Source organism: Micromonospora sp. H33, assembly GCF_052068455.1.
Classification (GTDB): Bacteria; Actinomycetota; Actinomycetes; order Mycobacteriales; family Micromonosporaceae; genus Micromonospora.
Window position 1 is genome coordinate 446,880 of record NZ_JBQHDE010000002.1, and the last position, 18,364, is coordinate 465,243.

18 protein-coding genes are annotated in these 18,364 nt (G+C 74.0%); all 18 read left to right on the forward strand.

The genetic code is table 11. The features are described from left to right. The first annotated feature begins 30 nt into the window (after positions 1-30). Positions 31-1,548, forward strand: coding sequence for a UDP-N-acetylmuramoyl-L-alanyl-D-glutamate--2,6-diaminopimelate ligase (locus ACTMS0_RS07655; protein WP_441154681.1), 1,518 nt, complete (start codon positions 31-33; stop codon positions 1,546-1,548). Then, positions 1,545-2,951: a UDP-N-acetylmuramoyl-tripeptide--D-alanyl-D-alanine ligase gene (locus ACTMS0_RS07660; RefSeq protein WP_441154395.1), complete on the forward strand. Its 1,407-nt coding sequence runs from the start codon at positions 1,545-1,547 to the stop codon at positions 2,949-2,951. Before ACTMS0_RS07655 ends, ACTMS0_RS07660 begins: the two co-directional genes overlap by 4 nt. Further along, positions 2,948-4,072: a phospho-N-acetylmuramoyl-pentapeptide-transferase gene (gene mraY / locus ACTMS0_RS07665; RefSeq protein ID WP_441154396.1), complete on the forward strand. Its 1,125-nt coding sequence runs from the start codon at positions 2,948-2,950 to the stop codon at positions 4,070-4,072. Before ACTMS0_RS07660 ends, mraY begins: the two co-directional genes overlap by 4 nt. Positions 4,073-4,367: 295 nt before the next feature. After that, the gene (locus tag ACTMS0_RS07670) at positions 4,368-5,783 is read left to right on the forward strand and encodes an FtsW/RodA/SpoVE family cell cycle protein (RefSeq protein ID WP_441154682.1); all 1,416 of its coding nucleotides are present in this window, start codon (positions 4,368-4,370) and stop codon (positions 5,781-5,783) included. Then, entirely contained in the window at positions 5,783-6,889 is a 1,107-nt protein-coding gene (gene murG, locus ACTMS0_RS07675; protein WP_441154397.1) for an undecaprenyldiphospho-muramoylpentapeptide beta-N-acetylglucosaminyltransferase, read from the forward strand. The genes ACTMS0_RS07670 and murG overlap by 1 nt, the downstream gene beginning before the upstream one ends. Then, positions 6,886-8,418 carry a UDP-N-acetylmuramate--L-alanine ligase gene (gene murC / locus ACTMS0_RS07680; RefSeq protein WP_441154398.1) on the forward strand — a complete coding sequence of 511 codons (1,533 nt, stop codon included), beginning with the start codon at positions 6,886-6,888 and terminating at the stop codon, positions 8,416-8,418. The genes murG and murC overlap by 4 nt, the downstream gene beginning before the upstream one ends. Further along, the gene (locus ACTMS0_RS07685; RefSeq protein WP_441154399.1) at positions 8,415-9,233 is read left to right on the forward strand and encodes a cell division protein FtsQ/DivIB; all 819 of its coding nucleotides are present in this window, start codon (positions 8,415-8,417) and stop codon (positions 9,231-9,233) included. Before murC ends, ACTMS0_RS07685 begins: the two co-directional genes overlap by 4 nt. 228 nt (positions 9,234-9,461) lie before the next feature. After that, entirely contained in the window at positions 9,462-10,577 is a 1,116-nt protein-coding gene (gene ftsZ, locus ACTMS0_RS07690) for a cell division protein FtsZ (protein WP_441154400.1), read from the forward strand. 9 nt (positions 10,578-10,586) lie between these two features. Next, positions 10,587-11,333 (forward strand): YggS family pyridoxal phosphate-dependent enzyme, encoded by a 747-nt coding sequence (locus ACTMS0_RS07695; protein WP_441154401.1) that lies wholly within the window; start codon positions 10,587-10,589, stop codon positions 11,331-11,333. 193 nt (positions 11,334-11,526) lie between these two features. After that, positions 11,527-12,222, forward strand: coding sequence for a cell division protein SepF (locus ACTMS0_RS07700; protein ID WP_441154402.1), 696 nt, complete (start codon positions 11,527-11,529; stop codon positions 12,220-12,222). A 31-nt stretch (positions 12,223-12,253) separates the two neighbouring features. After that, positions 12,254-12,562: a YggT family protein gene (locus ACTMS0_RS07705; RefSeq protein WP_441154403.1), complete on the forward strand. Its 309-nt coding sequence runs from the start codon at positions 12,254-12,256 to the stop codon at positions 12,560-12,562. Between the two features lie 41 nt (positions 12,563-12,603). Continuing rightward, positions 12,604-13,407 (forward strand): DivIVA domain-containing protein, encoded by an 804-nt coding sequence (locus tag ACTMS0_RS07710; protein WP_441154404.1) that lies wholly within the window; start codon positions 12,604-12,606, stop codon positions 13,405-13,407. Positions 13,408-13,479: 72 nt separating this feature from the next. After that, positions 13,480-14,076 (forward strand): hypothetical protein, encoded by a 597-nt coding sequence (locus ACTMS0_RS07715; protein WP_441154405.1) that lies wholly within the window; start codon positions 13,480-13,482, stop codon positions 14,074-14,076. Continuing rightward, the gene (locus ACTMS0_RS07720) at positions 14,069-14,389 is read left to right on the forward strand and encodes a DUF167 domain-containing protein (protein ID WP_441154406.1); all 321 of its coding nucleotides are present in this window, start codon (positions 14,069-14,071) and stop codon (positions 14,387-14,389) included. The genes ACTMS0_RS07715 and ACTMS0_RS07720 overlap by 8 nt, the downstream gene beginning before the upstream one ends. Positions 14,390-14,465: 76 nt before the next feature. Continuing rightward, on the forward strand, positions 14,466-15,965 hold the full coding sequence (locus tag ACTMS0_RS07725; protein WP_441154407.1) for a potassium/proton antiporter: 1,500 nt from the start codon (positions 14,466-14,468) through the stop codon (positions 15,963-15,965). Positions 15,966-16,187: 222 nt separating this feature from the next. Beyond that, on the forward strand, positions 16,188-16,607 hold the full coding sequence (locus ACTMS0_RS07730; RefSeq protein ID WP_007463005.1) for a TraR/DksA family transcriptional regulator: 420 nt from the start codon (positions 16,188-16,190) through the stop codon (positions 16,605-16,607). 67 nt (positions 16,608-16,674) lie between these two features. Next, positions 16,675-17,358 (forward strand): signal peptidase II, encoded by a 684-nt coding sequence (lspA, locus tag ACTMS0_RS07735; RefSeq protein ID WP_441154408.1) that lies wholly within the window; start codon positions 16,675-16,677, stop codon positions 17,356-17,358. Continuing rightward, complete coding sequence (locus ACTMS0_RS07740) at positions 17,355-18,299, forward strand: RluA family pseudouridine synthase (RefSeq protein WP_441154409.1); 945 nt, start codon at positions 17,355-17,357, stop codon at positions 18,297-18,299. The genes lspA and ACTMS0_RS07740 overlap by 4 nt, the downstream gene beginning before the upstream one ends. Positions 18,300-18,364 lie beyond the last annotated feature (65 nt).

Genomic DNA, 18,364 nt, shown 5'->3' on the forward strand with positions numbered 1-18,364 from the left:
GCCGTGTCCGGCAATCCTCGCCCCCGCACCGTGACCGGAGTCCGGCTCGGTGACCTCGCCGCCCGGCTCGCCGCCGAGCCCGACGCGGGCGCCGTCGATCCCCGGGCGGGCGCCGCGGAGCCGGTGGTCACCGGTGTCACCCACGCCAGCCAGGAGGTCCGCCCCGGCGACCTGTACGCGGCCCTGCCCGGCGCCCGCCGGCACGGCGCGGAGTTCCTCCCGGCCGCCGCGGCGGCCGGCGCGGTGGCCGTGCTCACCGACGCGGCCGGAGCCGCCGCGGCGGAGGAGGCCGGTCTGCCGGCGCTGGTGGTGCCCGACCCGCGCGCGGTCCTCGGCGACCTGGCGAGCGCCGTGTACGGGGACCCCACCGAGGGGCTGATCGTGATCGGGGTGACCGGCACCGCCGGCAAGACCTCCACGGCGTACCTGGTCGAGTCCGGCCTGCGGGCCGCCGGGCACACGACCGGCCTGATCGGGACCGTCGAGACCCGCCTCGGCGACCTGGTGGTCGACAGCGTCCGCACGACGCCCGAGGCGACCGACCTGCACGCCATGCTCGCCGCCGCCCAGGAGCGCGGCGTGACGGCCGTCGTCATGGAGGTGTCCAGCCACGCCCTCGCCATGGGGCGGGTCGGCGGGGTCCGGTTCACCGTCGGCGGCTACACCAACTTCGGCTCCGACCACCTCGACTTCCACGCCGACTCGGCCGACTACTTCGCCGCGAAGGCGAAGCTCTTCGACGGCCGGTGCGCGGTGGAGGTGCTCAACCACGACGACCCGGCGCTGCGGCCGCTGTACAAGCCGGCCACCGTCACGTACTCCGCCGCCGGGGACCGCTCCGCCACCTGGTGGGCGGACGAGATCGGCGGCGAGGGGTACGCGCAGCGCTTCACCGTGCACGGCCCGGACGGCGTGACCCTGCCCGCCGGGGTGTCCCTGCCCGGCCGGCACAACGTCGCCAACGCGCTGCTCGCCGTCGCCGCGCTGGTCGCCGCCGGGGTGGACCCGAAGACCGCCGCCGAGGGCGTCGCCGCCTGCGGCGGCGTCCCCGGCCGGCTGGAGCTGGTCCGGGCGCCCGGCCCGGTGCGCGGCGTCGTCGACTACGCGCACAAGACGGACGCGATCGTCGCCGCGCTGGCCGCCCTGCGGGAGCTCAGCGCCGGCCGGCTCATCTGCCTGATCGGCGCCGGCGGCGACCGGGACCGGGGCAAGCGGCCCCTCATGGGCGCGGCCGCGGCGGAGAGAGCGGACGTGGTGCTGGTGACCGACGACAACCCGCGTACCGAGGACCCGGCCGAGATCCGGGCCGAGGTGCTCGCCGGGGCGTACCGGGCCGGCACCGACGCCCGGATCCTGGAGGTCCCCGGCCGGCGCGCGGCCATCGCCGAGGCGGTCCGGCTGGCCGAGCCGGGCGACGTGGTGGCGCTGCTCGGCAAGGGTCACGAGCAGGGGCAGGAGGTCGCCGGCGAGATGCACCCCTTCGACGACCGCACCGAGCTGGCCGCCGCGCTGCGCGCCCGCTTCGGCGACCCGGAGGGGCAGCGGTGATCCCGCTGCGCCTGGCCGAGGTGGCGGCGGCCGTCGGCGGGCGGCTGGTCGCCGCCGACCCGGAGGTCACGGTCACCGGCACGGTCGAGTTCGACTCCCGCAAGGTGGGCCCGGGCGGGCTCTTCGTCGCCTTCCCCGGCGAGAAGGTGGACGGGCACGACTACGCCGCCGCGGCCGTCGAGGCGGGGGCGGTGGCCGTGCTCGGCACCCGCGAGGTGCCCGGCGTGCCGATGGTGCTGGTCGACGACGCCCTCGCGGCGATGGGACGGCTGGCCCGCGCCGTGGTGGACCGGCTGCCCGGCCTGACCGTCATCGGGCTCACCGGCTCGTCCGGAAAGACCACCACCAAGGACCTGATCGCCCAGCTCACCGCGCGGCTCGGGCCGACGGTGGCGCCGCCCGGGTCGTTCAACAACGAGCTGGGGCACCCGTACACGGCGTTGCAGGCCGGGCCGGAGACCCGCTATCTCGTCATGGAGAAGGGTGCCCGCGGGGTGGGGCACGTCCGGTACCTGTGCGACGTCGTGCCGCCGCGCGTCTCCGTGGTGCTCAACGTCGGGGTCGCCCACATCGGCGAGTTCGGCTCCCGGGAGACCATCGCCCTGGCCAAGGGCGAGCTGGTCGAGGCGCTGCCCGCGGACGGGCTCGCGGTGCTCAACGCCGACGACGACCTGGTCTCCGCCATGGCGACCCGTACGGTGGCGCGCGTGGTCCGGTACGGCGAGGCGCCGGACGCCGACATCCGGGCGGTCGACGTGACGCTGGACGGGCGCGGCCGGCCGTCGTACACGCTGGTGACGCCGGAGGGCGACGCGCCGGTCCGGCTCGGGCTGACCGGGCGGCACCAGGTCTCCAACTCGCTCGCCGCCGCGGCGGTGGCCCGCGAGCTGGGCATGCCGTTGACCGAGCTGGCGATCGCGCTCGGCGAGCTGGGGCTGGTGTCGACCCGCCGGATGGACGTGTTCGAGCGCGCCGACGGGGTCACCGTCATCGACGACTCGTACAACGCGAACCCGGCGTCGATGGCGGCCGCGCTGCGCGCGCTGGCCGGCGTCGGGCAGGGGCGGCGCACCGTGGCGGTGCTCGGCTACATGGCCGAGCTGGGGCCGTTCGAGCACGACGGGCACGTCGAGGTCGGCCGGCTCGCTGCCGAGCTGGACGTCGACCGCTTGCTCGTGGTGGGCGACGCGGCCGCGCCGATCCACGAGGGCGCGACATCGGTACGTGACTGGGGAGGAGAATCGGTGCTGCTCACCGATCAGGCGGGCGCCGTCGAGGTGCTGCGGAGCGAGCTACGACCGGGCGACGTCGTCCTGGTGAAGGGCTCCCGGTACCGCACCTGGGAGGTGGCGGACGCGCTGCGCGCCGACGCCGTGCCGGCGGCCGGCGAGGGCGCCGCATGAGGGCGGTCATCGTCGCCGTCGGGGTGGCGTTCCTGGTCTCGCTGTTCGGCACCCCGATCGCGATCAGGGTGTTCACCCGGCTGAAGGCCGGCCAGCCGATCCGGGCCGAGGGCCCGGCGATGCACCAGGGCAAGAAGGGCACGCCGACGATGGGCGGGGTGGTCTTCATCCTGGCCACCGTCATCGCGTACGTCGCCGGCCACCTGGCCCTGACCACGCTGCCGGACGCCCAGATCGCCCAGGTCGAGCCGACCATCACCGCGCTGGTGCTGCTCGGGCTGATGGTCTTCTCCGGCGCGGTCGGCTTCATCGACGACTTCCTCAAGGTGCGCAAGCGGCACAGCGGCGGCCTCAACAAGCGCGGCAAGCTGCTCGGCCAGATCCTGGTCGGCGCGATCTTCGGCGTGATCGCCCTGTACTTCCCGAGCAGCATGACCGACCCGGAGGGGCGGGCCACCAACACCGCGACCGTCGGCAGCACCACGCTGAGTTTCATCCGGGACATCCCCGCGCTGGAGCTCACCAAGGTCGGCGCGGTGATCGTCTTCATCTTCGTGGTGATGGCGGCGACGAACGGCGTGAACCTCACCGACGGTCTGGACGGCCTGGCGACCGGCGCCTCGGTGATGGTGCTCGCGGCGTACGCGCTGATCGCCTTCTGGCAGTACCGGCACTGGTGCGCCGACCCGAACTACACCCAGGACTACTGCTACACGGTGCGGGACCCGCTGGAGATCGCGTTGATCGCCGGGGCGGCGGCCGGCGCCTGCGTCGGGTTCCTCTGGTGGAACACGTCGCCGGCGCGGATCTTCATGGGGGACACCGGGGCGCTCGGCCTCGGTGGCCTGATCGCCGGCATGGCGATGTCGACGCGGACGATCCTGCTGCTGCCGATCATCGGCGGGCTCTTCGTCATCATCACGATGTCCGTGGTGATCCAGATCATCTCGTTCCGGACCACCGGCAAGCGCGTCTTCCGGATGTCTCCGTTGCAGCACCACTTCGAGCTGGCCGGCTGGAGCGAGGTCAACATCGTGGTTCGCTTCTGGATCATCGCCGGGATCGGGGTGGCGATCGCGCTGGGCCTGTTCTACAGCGACTTCCTCGCCCACGTCGGCTGATCCGGACGCTGCCCGTCAAGATCCGCACACCGGCACGGAAAGGAGTGGTTTCCCGACGCCGGGAGGCCACTCCTTCCGTGACAGTGCGCAGGCCGGGGTGCGGCGACACGCCGAGGGGGCCGTTGCGGGGGTGGTGGCGGCCTGCTGCGGCGATGATGTGCGGGTGGGGGAGGCACGAGGCACCGACGTGACGACGGAGGCCACGACCCGGCGACCGGGCGGCGCGCGTACGCCGGAGCCGCCGGGCGGGGCGCGACCACCCGAGGAGCCGGGCGGCGCGGCGCCGCTGCGCGGCCTGGACGCCGCCGGCGGGCTGGCCGCCCTGCGCGGCCTGCTGGACCGGCCGCTCGCCTCGTACTACCTGCTGCTGTCCAGCGCCGGCCTGCTGCTGCTGATCGGCCTGACCATGGTCTTCTCGGCGACCAGCGTGCGCGACTACGCGGAGGACGGCAACGCCACCGCCACGCTGACCAAGCAGGCGATCTTCGCGGTGATCGGGATCGTCGCGTTCTGGGCGTGCCAGCGGCTGCCGACGCGCACCTTCCGCGCGGTCGCCTGGCCGGCGCTCGGCGTCTCCGTGGTGCTGCTGCTCCTGCTGAACGCGCTGGTGGCGCTGGAGTCGGTGGCCGGGGTCGAGCGGATCGGCCCGATCTACGCGAACCTGCTCTGGCTGCACCTCGGCCCGATCCAGGTGCAGCCCTCGGAGCTGGCGAAGTTCGCGCTGGTGCTCTGGGGCGCCGACGTGATCGCCCGCAAGGGCGTCAAGCTCGGCTGGTGGCGGGAACTGGCCACGCCGCTCTTCCCGGTGGTGGGGCTGCTGTTCGTGCTGGTCGGCTACAACGACCTGGGCACCATGCTCTGCCTGCTCGCCCTGGTGGTCGGGCTGCTCTGGGCGGCCGGGGTGCGGCTGCGGGTCTTCGCCACCCTCACCGCGGTCGGCCTGGTCGGCATCGGCCTGCTGGTCGCGGTCGCCTCGCTCGGCGCCGGGTCCGGCGAGAAGGGGGCGGAGAACTACCGGCTGGGCCGGCTGACCATGTTCATCGACCCTCCGCCGCCGGACCAGTGCAAGCTCAAGGACTGCTACCAGATGGTGCAGGCCCGGTACGCGATCGAGAACGGCGGCTGGTTCGGCACCGGCCTCGGCAAGAGCACCCTCAAGTGGGAGTGGCTGCCCGCCGCGGAGAACGACTTCATCTTCGCCGTCATCGCTGAGGAACTGGGCGTGGTCGGCTGCGGCGTGGTCGTCGTGCTGTTCGCCGTTCTCGCGTACACCGGACTGCGGATCGCCCGCCGGGTGGCCGACCCGTTCCGGCGGCTCGCCGCCGCCGGGGCCACCGCCTGGCTGGTCGGCCAGGCCGTGATCAACATCGGTGGGGTGGTGGGCCTGCTGCCGCTGACCGGCGTGCCGCTGCCCTTCATCTCGGACGGCGGAAGCGCCCTCGTCGTCACGCTCGCCGCGATCGGGATGCTCGCCTCGTTCGCCCGCGCCGAACCTGATGCGGCGAGAGCCCTCCATGCCCGTCCGCCGGCCCGATGGGTCCGACTAGTCTGGGCCCCGTTGCCGCCGCTTCCCGGCCGGCGCCGGGCGGGGGCCCCGCCGGCCGCCCGGGTCCGGGTGCCCAGGGAGCGGCGCGGAGACGACCAGGCCGCACCGCGCGGCGTCCGGGGGAACCGGACCGGCCGCGGGTCGGCGGACGAGAGGAGACGGTGATGGGTCCGCTGCGTTCGGTGGTGCTCGCGGGAGGTGGCACCGGTGGGCACATCTACCCGCTGCTCGCCTTCGCCGACTGCCTGCGCCGGCACGACCCCGGCGTCCGGATCACCTGCGTGGGCACCCCGAAGGGGCTGGAGAACGAGCTGATCCCGCCGGCCGGGTACGACCTGCGCCAGATTCCCGCGTACCAGCTGCCCCGCTCGGTCAACATGAACCTCGTGAAGACCCCGGGCCGGATGTGGGCCGCGGCCCGCGCCGCGGGCAAGGTGATCGACGAGGTGCAGGCCGACGTGGTGGTGGGCTTCGGCGGGTACGTCTCGGTGCCGGCCTACCTCGCCGCGTGGCGGCGCGAGATGCCGATCGTCATCCACGAGGTCAACGTGCCGCCGGGGGTGGCCAACCGGCTGGGCATGAAGTTCACCAAGCACGTCGCCGTCGGTTTCCCGCACCAGCCCGCGCAGGCCGAGGCGCTGCGGAACGCCCGCGTGGTCGGGGTGCCGCTGCGCCGCGGCATCGCCGAGCTCGACCGGTACGCGATGCGCAACGCGGCTCGCGCCCACTTCGGCCTCCGCCCCGACCTGCCGGTGCTGTTCGTCGCGGGCGGCTCGCAGGGCGCCCGCTCGATCAACCTCGCCGTCTCCGGGGCGGCCAAGGAACTGGCCCGCAACGGCGTGCAGGTGCTGCACGTGATCGGCGCGCGCAACGAGCCGGTGCCGGTGCCGACCGACCTGCCGGTGCCGTACGTGACGCTGCCGTACCTGTCGCAGATGGAGCTGGGCTACGCGGCGGCCGACCTGATGCTCGGCCGGGGCGGGGCGATGACCTGCGCGGAGGTGGCCGCGATCGGGCTGCCCACGGTGTACGTGCCGTACCCGCACAGCAACCAGGAGCAGCGGCGCAACGCGCTGCCGGTGGTGGAGGCCGGTGGCGGGCTGCTCGTCGACGACGGCGAGCTGACGCCGGACTGGGTCGAGCGCACCCTGATCCCGCTGATCCGCGACCCGGAGCGGCTCGCCGCGATGGGCGCCGCCGCGGGCGCGTACGGGCGCCGCGACGGCGACGAGGCGCTGCTCAACTTCGTCTACGAGGCGGTGGTCCGATGACCGCGCAGTTCACCCCGGCCGGCACGCTCACCGCCGAGGACCTGGGCACGATCCACCTGATCGGGGTCGGCGGGGTCGGCATGAGCGGCCTGGCCCGGCTCTTCCTCACCCGGGGCATCCCGGTCTCCGGCAGCGAACTGCGCGAGTGGCCCTCGCTGGCCGGCCTGCGCGCGCTCGGCGGCACGATCCACATGAGCCACGAGGCGTCCAACCTCGACGGTGTGGACACCGTGGTCTACTCGTCGGCGATCCCGCAGGACCACCTGGAGATGGTGGAGGCGCGTCGCCGCGGGCTGCGGGTGCTGCACCGCTCCGAGGCGCTCGCGGCGGCGATGACCGGCCGGCGGACGGTCGCGGTCGCCGGCACCCACGGCAAGACCACCACCACGTCCATGGTGACCATGGTGCTCCAGCAGGCCGGTGTGGACCCGTCCTTCGTGATCGGCGGGGAGATCTCCGAGGTCGGCTCGGGCGCGCACCACGGCACGGGCGAGTACTTCGTGGTGGAGGCGGACGAGAGCGACCGCTCCTTCCTCATCTACCGACCGTTCGTCTCGATCATCACCAACATCGAGGCGGACCACCTCAACACGTACGGTGACCTGGCCAATCTGGAGGCGACGTTCGCCGAGTTCGCCCGGCTCACGGACCCGGACGGGTTCATCATCACCTGTGCCGACGACGCGGGCGGCCGGCGGCTGGCCGAGACGCTGCGCGCCGAGGGCCGGCGGGTGTACACGTACGGCACGTCGGCCGACGCCGACCTGCGGTTGACCGAGATGACGTCCTCCGCCAAGGGGATCCGCTACCTCGCCGAGATCGACGGGCGCTCGCTGGGCGAGTTCCGGCTGCCGGTGCCGGGGCGGCACATGGGCCTCAACAGCGCCTCGGCGGTGCTCACCGCGTACCTCCTGGGCCTGCCCCTGGAGGCCGCGGAGGCCGCGCTGGCGGCCTTCCCGGGCGTGCGGCGGCGCTTCGAGCGCAAGGGCGTCGCGGACGACGTGCTCGTGTACGACGAGTACGCCTACCACCCGACGTCGATGACGCTGGCGTTGCAGACGCTGCGGGAGGTGGCCGGCGACGGCCGGCTGATCGTGGTGTTCCAGCCCTACCGGCTCTACCGGACGCGGGACCTCCAGGCGGAGATCGCCGGGGCCCTCGCGATCGCCGACGAGGTGGTGCTGCTGGAGGTCTTCGGCCCGGGCGAGCAGCGCGGGCCCGGGGAGGGCTCGGCGGCGCTGATCGAGGCGGTGTCGCTGCCGGTGGACCGGAAGGTCTTCGTCGACTCGTGGGACGCGGTGCCGGCCGAGGTGGCCCGGCGCGCCCGGCCGGGTGATGTCGTGGTGACCATGGGCGCCCCGCCCATCTCGCTCATGGGTGACCAACTGCTCGGCGCGTTGTCGGTGCGCGGCGAGGGCCCGCTCAGGGGCACGGTGCCCGGCGGCGAGGCCGGCGGCGCGACGACGATCGGGGGCACCGTCCCCGGTGTCGCCGGCGGCGCGGTCCCGGACGCGTCCACGGCCGGATGAGTCCCGGGCCCGCGCGCGGGCGCACCACCGGCGCGGACGGCGGCACCGGCCGTCGGGGCCCGGCCCGCCGCTGGCAGCTCGTCCGCGCCGGCAGCGACGCCGTCCCCGCCTCGACCCGCCGGTTCATGGCCCGCGCCCGGCAGCGCCGGATGCGGGCGGTGCTGCCCTGGGCGGTCGCGGCCGGCGTCCTCGCGCTGTCCGGGCTCGTCGCGTGGACCGTGCTCGGGACCGGGCTGTTCGGGGTTCGCGAGGTGCGGGTGGAGGGCGCGGAGCTGGTCACGCCGGTGCAGGTGCGCGACGCCGCCGGCGTGGCCGACGGTACGCCGCTGGCCCGGGTCGACCTGGCGGGCACCGCCCGGCGGATCGGTGCCCTGCCGGCGGTCGAGCGGGCCGACGTGAGCCGCGACTGGCCGGACGCGCTGGTGGTCCGGGTGACCGAACGGACCGGCGTGGCCGTGGTGCCGCAGGGGGAGCAGTTCGTCGTCCTCGACCGGGCCGGGGTGGTCTTCCGGACCCTCGCCGAGCGGCCCGGAGGGCTGCCGCTCGTCCGGCTGGCCGCGCCCGGGCCGGCGGACGCGGACACCCGCGCCGCCCTGGACGTGCTCGCCGCGCTGACCCCGCAGCTACGGGCGGAGCTGGTGGACGTGACCGTCGAGGGGCTCGCCCGGATCACGCTCAACCTCCGCGGCGAGCGGCGGGTGGTGTGGGGCGACGCGACCCGGGGCGAGGACAAGGCGCGGGTCGCCACCGCGCTGCTGGACCGCGAGGCGGCGACGATCGACGTCAGCGCCCCCGACGTGGTGACCTTCCGGTGAGGTGTGACGCGTCTGAGGCGGCGACACGCCGCGCGGTTCCTTGGCTCATGGGGCGGGGGCGCTTACGTTGCCCCGAAGAGGATCAGTGGTTGACATAACTGCAACCCTCTAGTAGAGGGTGAGGGTTTACGCCCGAGCCCCGCTGGCGAACAGTCGTTCGTCGACCGCTGGCCTGGCCAAGCCGTGTGGGCCGGCCCATGCCAATCTCGAGGGGGAAGGGACCTTCAGATGACACCTCCGCACAACTACCTGGCGGTCATCAAGGTCGTCGGCATCGGGGGCGGCGGCGTGAACGCCGTCAACCGAATGATCGAGGTTGGGCTCAAGGGCGTCGAGTTCATCGCGATCAACACCGATGCGCAGGCGCTGCTGATGAGCGACGCCGACGTCAAGCTCGACGTCGGCCGTGAGCTGACCCGTGGGCTGGGCGCCGGCGCCAACCCGGACGTCGGCAAGAACGCCGCCGAGGACCACCGCGACGAGATCGAGGAGGTGCTCAAGGGCGCCGACATGGTCTTCGTGACCTGCGGCGAGGGTGGCGGCACCGGCACCGGCGGGGCGCCGGTGGTGGCGAACATCGCCCGCAAGCTCGGCGCGCTCACCATCGGCGTGGTCACCCGGCCGTTCTCCTTCGAGGGCAAGCGCCGCCAGGTGCAGGCCGAGTCGGGCATCGACGAGCTGCGCAACCAGTGCGACACGCTGATCGTGATCCCGAACGACCGGCTGCTCGCGCTCGGCGACCGGAACATCTCCATGATGGACGCGTTCCGGACCGCCGACCAGGTGCTCCTCTCCGGTGTCCAGGGCATCACCGACCTGATCACGACCCCGGGTCTGATCAACCTGGACTTCGCCGACGTCAAGAGCGTCATGAGTGGCGCCGGCAGCGCCCTCATGGGCATCGGCAGCGCCCGCGGCGAGAACCGCGCGGTGGAGGCGGCCGAGGCGGCCATCTCCAGCCCGCTGCTGGAGCAGAGCATGGACGGCGCGCGCGGCGTGCTGCTCTCCATCGCCGGCGGCTCCGACCTGGGCCTGTTCGAGATCAACGACGCCGCCCAGCTGGTCACCGACGCGGCCCACCCGGACGCGAACATCATCTTCGGCGCGGTCATCGACGACGCCCTCGGTGACGAGGTGCGGGTCACCGTGATCGCGGCGGGCTTCGACGGGGGTGCGCCCTCGTACAAGGCGGCCGAGCCGGCCCGCAAGACCAACCAGAACCAGCCGGCGGCGCCCGCGACGCCGGTCCCGCCGCCGGCCACCATGCCGGCCCCGCAGCAGTCGCCGCGTCGGGTCCTCTTCGACGACGTCGACGTGCCCGACTTCCTCAAGAACGGTTCCTGAGCCCTGCCGATGACTGACAGTTCCGCCCCGGTGCGTCCGGACCGGCGTGCCGAACTCGCGGCCGGCCTCGCCCGCGTCCGCTCCCGGATCGCCGACGCCTGCGCGGCCGCCGGCCGGGATCGCGGCGAGGTCACCATGATCGCGGTGACCAAGACGTACCCGGCCGGCGACGTGGTCGCGCTGGTCGGGCTCGGGGTCACCGACGTGGGGGAGAACCGCGACCAGGAGGCGTCCGGGAAGGCGGCCGAGGTGGCGGCGGCCGGGGCGACGCCCCGGTGGCACTTCATCGGCCAGTTGCAGCGCAACAAGGCGAAGTCGGTGGTCCGGTACGCCGACGTGGTGCAGTCCGTCGACAGTGTCCGGTTGGCCCGCGCGCTGGACGCGGCGTCGGCGGCCGGCCGGGACCGGCCGTTGGACGTGCTGATCCAGGTCAGCATCGACGGCGACGCGGCCCGAGGCGGCGCGCTGCCCGGCTCCGCCGACCCGGACGCCGGGCTGGACCCGGTCGCGGAGGCGGTGGTCGGCGCGGACGGGCTCCGGCTCGGCGGCCTGATGGCGGTGGCGCCGCTGGGCTGGGAACCGGAGCGGGCGTTCGCCCGGCTCGCGGAGGTGGCGGCCGCTTTCCGGGCGCACCATCCGGAGGCGACGGTTCTCTCGGCGGGAATGAGCGGGGACCTGGAAATGGCGATCCGGTACGGCGCGACACATGTCCGGGTGGGCAGCGCGTTGCTCGGAATGCGTTCCACGCTGCGGTAGCCTGACCGCCAGAAGCAAATTACATCGGTGTTGTTTTGGTGGGAGCGGCATCCCCGGCTCGGGGGTCGTGGCGCACGACGCGAATTGTGCGCCAGGGGATTGCCGGTCCGGTCCGGTGGGCAGAGATGATCCACTCGCGACAAGCGACACGGCACGGGGGTGCGTGCCGCACGGCGGACGGGAAGGGCGCGGGATGGGTGCGCTGCGCAAGGCGGGGGTCTGGCTCGGTCTGGTCGAGGAGGACGACGAGCGGGCCTACGACGACGGTGGCTACGACAAGGGTGGCTACCGCGATTCGCGGTACCGGTCGAGCCGGTACTCGGAGGACTTCAGCGACGAGGACGAGGACGACGCCGAGGAGCCGCCGGCACCGCGGCCGCGGCTCGGTGACCGGGGCCGGCTGACCGAGCGGACCGCCGCGCGGTCCGGCGACGGCGAGCGGGTCGAGGCGGAGCGGCCGGAGCGGGGCGAGCGGTCCAGCGTCCGGTCCATCACGCGGTCCGGCGGCGGCGAGACGTCCGGGGCCCTGGCCTACCACACCCGCGACAACCTGGCCCTGGCGCCGCAGGCGACGGCCCGCGAGCGCGCGGTGACGGCGGACGAGGAGCAGCGGTACCAGATCACCACGCTGCACCCCACCACCTACCGTGAGGCGCGCACCATCGGCGAGCACTTCCGCGACGGGGTCCCGGTGATCATCAACCTCACCGAGATGGACGAGGCGGACGCCCGACGTCTGGTCGACTTCGCCGCCGGTCTGGCTTTCGGGCTGCGCGGTACGATCGAGCGCGTGACCAATCGGGTGTTCCTGCTCTCACCGGCCAACGTCCAGGTCACCGCGGAGGACAAGGCCAAGATCGCTGAGGGCGGCTTCTTCAGTCTCAGTTGATCCCGCCCGAGCGCAAGGGACGTCTCCTGTCGTGTTGTCGATCGTGCTCCAGGTTCTCTACCTGATCCTGTTTGTCTTCCTTCTGCTTCTTCTGTCCCGATTCGTGTTGAGCGCCGTTCTTCAGTACGGCCGGCGGTGGCAGCCGGGGCGCGGGGCATCGGCGGGGCTGGAATCCGTGTGGAGCGTCACTGATCCCCCTCTCAGCGCGTTGAGGCGTGTGATCCCTCCGCTGCGAATTGGTACCGTGAGCATCGACCTGGCCTCCCTTGTGCTCCTGGTTATCCTGTTCGTGCTGATGGAGTTCGTGTTGAGGCCGTTGATCATCGGGACCGCCCGATGACCGACGCGCTTTCGCGGCCGCAACTGACCCGAGGAGTTTCGATGCCGCTGACCCCGGCCGACGTCCATAACGTCGCCTTCAAAAAGCCGCCGATCGGCAAGCGGGGGTATGACGAGGAGGAGGTCGACGCCTTCCTGGACGAGGTCGAGCGCGAGCTTGCCCGTCTGATCGAGGAGAACAACGAACTGCGCGCCCAGGTGGAGCGCGGCGGCCGGGGCGCTGCCCCCGCCGGTCCCGGTGGCGACGCCCGTCTCGCCGCCGAGCTCAACGAGGTCAAGGCCCAGCTCGACCGGGTGCAGCGCGACAAGGCCGCGGCCGAGCAGGCCGCCCGCGCGATGCAGGCGGAGCTGGAGCAGGTCCGCACCGCCGGTGGCCCGGTGGTGCCGGGCGGTGACGGCGAGCAGCAGGCGCTGCGGGTGCTGATGATGGCCCAGCGGACCGCCGACGACCACGTCTCCGACGCCCGCCGTGAGGCCGACCAGCTGCTCTCCGAGGCCCGCTCCAAGGCCGAGGAGGTCACCCGCGAGGCGCGCGCCAAGGCCGACGCCCTCGAGCGCGACGCCCGCCAGCGGCACCAGGAGGCCATGGGTGGCCTCGACGCCAAGCGCACGGCGCTGCAGAAGCACATCGAGGAGCTCAAGCAGTTCGAGCGTGAGTACCGGACCCGCCTGAAGGCCTACCTGGAGAGCCAGCTGCGCGACCTCGACGGCCGCGGCCAGGGCCTGGAGGCCGAGATGAACCGCTCCGACAGCGGCCGGGCCGCGGGTGGCAACGGCCTCGCCGCGGCCGGTCTCGCCGGTTCCTACGGCGGCGGTCGTTCCGGCGCCCTGGAAGCCGGTCGCTGACCACCGGCCGGCGACCGTCCCGGTGACGGTCGCCGGCCTCGCCACATCGGTACGACGCGGCGGGGGTGACCCGTGATAGTCGCCAGTCTCCTGCTCATCCTCCTCGCGGTGGTGCTGCTGGTGATCGGCCTGGCCGGCGGCTCGAGCGTCCTGCTGATCATCTCCATCGCGGCCAGTCTGCTGGCCGCCGTCGCGCTGGTCGCGGGTGCCCGCCAGGTGGCCGCCGCCCGGGCGACGGCGGAAGGGGTCCGGCCCCGCACCGGCCCGGTCACCGCAGGCGCGTACGGGCCGCCCGTGGACGCGGGTGTCCCCGTCCAGCACGTTCCTCCGACGGTCGACGACGGCGGCGCCGGGTGGCGGCAACCACCCGAGCCGCCGGCGGTCGACCCGTCGGCACGGGCCGAGCCGTCCGCCGACGAGCCCGCCGCGCAGGACGTCCCGGTGGCGGACGCCGCGCGGCTGGCCCGGCTCGACCGCGAGGTGCGGGTGGTCGACGGTCGTCCCCGGTACCACCTCGCCGGGTGCCCGCACCTGGTCGGGCGGGAGTACGAGCCGCTGCCGGTCGCCGAGGCCGCCGACCTCGGCTTCACGCCGTGCGCGCACTGCGCGCCGGCCACCGCCCTGCTCGCCGAGGACGGACGGATCACCAGCGGTGGAACGGGTGCCTGACGCGCCGGCCGGCGCGTCGCGTGCCGGCGACCCACTCACCGTCGCCGTCCGGGTGAAGCCGGGCTCCGCCCGTACCCGGGTCGGCGGCCGCTTCGACGGCCCGCACGGTCCCGCCCTGGTCGTCGCGGTGACCGCCCCTCCGGTGGACGGGCGGGCCACCGAGGCGGCCCGCAGGGCCCTCGCCGACGCGCTCGGCGTCCGGCCCGCCGCGGTGTCGCTGCGCACCGGCGCCGCCAGCCGCGACAAGCTCTTCCTCGTCGAGGGGGCCACCGCCGACCTGGCCGGGGCGCTGCACCGCCTCCGCGACAGATGAGGGTGGGTGTCGAAGCCCCGGTGCGGCCGGGTGGTGACGTCGCCACACGCCCGAGCGCCCCCGGCGCGGGCCACCGGTGAGTCCCGGTCTGGACGTCGCGCTCCTGCTCGGCGCGGCGGTGCTGCTCGTGGCTGTCGGGGCGGTCCGCCTGTCCACCCGGCTCGGCGTACCCAGTCTGCTCGTCTACCTGGCGCTGGGCGTGGCGATCGGCGAGGCCGGGCTCGGCATCCGCTTCGACGACGTCGACCTGACCCGCACGCTCGGTTTCTGCGCGCTCATCCTGATCATCGCCGAGGGCGGGTTGAGCACCCGGTGGAGCACCCTGCGGCCGGTGCTGGGCCTGTCCGCCGCACTCGCCACGGCCGGCGTGGTGGTGAGCATCCTGGTGGTCGGGCTCGTCGTGCACCTGCTGCTCGGGCTGGACTGGCGGCTGGCCCTGCTCTACGGAGCGGTGCTCTCCTCGACCGACGCGGCGGCGGTGTTCGCCACCCTGCGCCGGCTGCGGCTGCCGCCCCGGCTGGTGGCCACCCTGGAGGCCGAGTCGGGCATGAACGACGCCCCGGCGGTGCTGCTGGTGGTGCTCCTGTCCCGGCCCACGGTCGAGCACCCCTGGTGGTACGAGGCCGGCCTGGTCACGTACGAGCTGGGCGTGGGCGCCCTGGTGGGCTTCGCGGCCGGCGTGGGTGGGCGGTGGGCGCTGCGCCGGGCGGCGTTGCCCTCGGCGGGGCTCTACCCGATCGCGGCGGTGGGCCTGACCGTGCTGGCGTACGCGGCCGGCTCGGTGTTGCACGCCTCCGGCTTCCTCGCCGTCTACGTCGCCGGCGTGCTGCTCGGCAACGCGCGGCTGCCGCACCGCCAGGCCATCCTGGGCTTCGCCGACGGGCTGGCCTGGCTGGCCCAGATCGGGCTCTTCGTCCTGCTCGGTCTCCTGGTGTCGCCGAGCCGGCTGGGCTCGGCGGTGCTGCCCGCGCTGGTCGCCGGGCTCGCGCTGGTGCTGCTCGCGCGGCCGGTCTCGGTGGCCGTGTCCGCCCTGCCGTTCCGCGTCGGCCTTCGGGAGCAGGCCTTCCTGTCCTGGGCGGGGCTGCGCGGTGCGGTGCCGATCGTGCTGGCCACCATCCCGCTGTCGGAGCGGGTGCCGGGCGCGGACCGGCTCTTCGACGCGGTCTTCGTCCTGGTGGTGATCTTCACGCTGGTCCAGGCCGGCACGCTGGCCCCGGCCGCCCGCCGGCTGAGGGTGACCGCGCCCGCGGAGGCGGCGGAGATCCGGGTGGAGACGGCGCCGCTGGAGCGGATGCGGGCCGACCTGCTCCAGGTGGAGGTGCCGCCCGGCTCCCGGCTGGCCGGGGTGCACGTGGACGAGTTGCGGTTGCCGCTCGGTGCCTCGGTGACGCTCGTGCTGCGCGACGGCGTCGGCTTCGTACCGGGCCCGGACTCCCGCCTGAAGACCGGCGACAGCCTCCTGATCGTGGCCACCTACGGCGTGCGCGACCAGGCGGAGCGGCGGCTGCGGGCGGTCAGCCGGCAGGGCCGCCTGGCCCGGTGGTTTGGCGAGTACGGCGAGGACCGGGACGGTTGATCTGCTAGCGTTCCCTTTGCCCCGATATGGCATGAGTCGGGGCTGAACGGCGGGGCGCCGGAGCGGCACGTTGTCGGACGCCTGTACGTTCCGTATCCTTGCCAACCTCCGGAGTGCGCTGCCCTGTGGTGGCGCGCCCGTTTCGTACCTGGGGGCGCCGAAAGCGGCGACCCCTGTCCAGGTGCCGCGGCCCACCGCGGCTCCGCGGCCGAGGGAGCGACGATGGCGAAGCCAGCCGACACCAGGACCGCCGGCCGCAAGCCGGTGGCCAAGGCCACCCGCAGCGCGGCGGAGACCGAGAAGATCCGGGCGGCCCTGGCGGCGCGGCGCGACGAGCTTCGCGCCGAGTACGATCAGACGCTGAGCGAGATCACCGAGCTGCAGCGCGACCGGCTGACCGACTCGGCCGGGGACGACCAGGCCGACACCGGCACCAAGACGTTCGAGCGGGAGCAGGAGATCTCCCTCGCCAACAGCATCCTGGAACGGATCACGCAGGTCGAGCGGGCGCTGGAGCGGCTCGACGAGGGTGGTTACGGCTGGTGCGAGCGGTGCGGCAACCCGATCCCGGTGGAGCGGCTCGCCGCGTTCCCGTCGGCCACCCTCTGCGTGACGTGCAAGCAGCTGGAGGAGCGGCGCTGAGCGACGCTCCCCGGCCGCGCAGAGGAGGCGGCGCCCCGGCGCCGCCGCGAGCGTCGATGGGGAGCAGATGACCGCAGGACCGACCCCCGGACCGGGCCGTGCCGAGACGGCCGGCCACACCCGGCCCGCCGGCGACGCTGAGCCTGCCGGGCCCGCCGACCCGTCGACCCGGGGCGGGCGCACGCCGCGACGACGGGCCCTGTCGGTGCTGCTCGGCGTGGGGCTGACCGCCCTCGCCCTGGACCTGCTCACCAAGCACCTCGCCCTCCGGGCACTGGAGGACCGCGAGCCGGTCGAGCTGTTCGGTGGCCTGGTCTACCTCAGCCTCACCCGCAACAGCGGCGCGGCGTGGAGCATCGGCGCCGACCACACGTGGATCTTCCCGCTGATCACCATCGGCGTGGTCGGCTGGATCCTCTGGATGGCGCTGCGGCTGCGTTCGCTGCCCTGGGCGGTCTCGCTCGGCCTGGTGCTGGGCGGCGCGCTGGGCAACCTGATGGACCGGATCTTCCGGGCGCCGGGCTGGTTCGTCGGCCACGTGGTCGACATGGTCAGCCTCTTCGACCCGTACGGGCGGGTCTGGCCGGTGTTCAACCTGGCCGACAGCTCCCTGGTCTGCGGCGTCATCCTCGCGGTCCTGCTCGAGCTGACCGGCCGCCAGCGCGACGGCAGCCGGCTCGGCCGCGACGGCCGGCCCGTCGAGGCCGCCGACCCGGCGACCGGCGACGGCGAGCCGCGGGAGCGGGCATGACCTCGGCCTTCGCCGCCGGCGGCGACCACCGTTCGCTGCCGGTGCCCGACGGACTGGACGGTCTGCGCCTCGACCAGGCCGTCGCCCGGCTCTTCGGGCTCTCCCGGACGACCGCCGCAGCCCTGGTCGACGCCGGTGCCGCCCTGGTGGACGGCACGGTCCGGGCCAACTCGCACAAGGTGCGGGCCGGGTCCTGGCTGGAGGTGACGCTGCCGGCACCGCCCGCCCCGCCCGCCGTGGTGCCGCAGGCCGTGCCCGGCCTGACCGTGGTGTACGCCGACGACGACATCGTCGTGGTGGACAAGCCGGTCGGCGTCGCCGCCCACCCCAGCCCGGGCTGGACCGGCCCGACCGTGGTCGGCGGGCTCGCCGCGATCGGCCACCGCATCTCCACCAGCGGCGCCGCCGAGCGGCAGGGCGTCGTGCACCGGCTCGACGTCGGCACCACGGGGATCATGGTGGTGGCCAAGAGCGAGCAGGCGTACACGGTGTTGAAGCGGGCGTTCAAGTACCGCGAGGTGGACAAGGGCTACCACGCGGTGGTGCAGGGCCACCTGGACCCGCTGCGCGGCACCGTCGACGCTCCGATCGACCGGCATCCCCACCACGACTACCGCTGGGCGGTCGTCTCCGGGGGCAAGCCGAGCATCACCCACTACGACACCCTCGAGGCCTTCCCGGCGGCGAGTCTCGTCGACGTGCGGCTGGAGACGGGCCGCACCCACCAGATCCGGGTGCACTTCTCGACGCTGCGCCACCCCTGCGTGGGCGACCTCACGTACGGCGCCGACCCGACCCTCGCCGCCCGGCTCGGGCTGGACCGGCAGTGGCTGCACGCCCGGGAGTTGGGGTTCCGCCACCCCCGAACGGGGGACGAGGTGCGCTTCGTCAGCGACTACCCTGACGATCTGAAACGCGCGCTGGCACTCCTGCGGGACTGACCGCGGCGGTGACCGCCCTGGGGGCGGGTCTCCCGGATCTTCGCCGGTCTGCGAGACACGCCCAT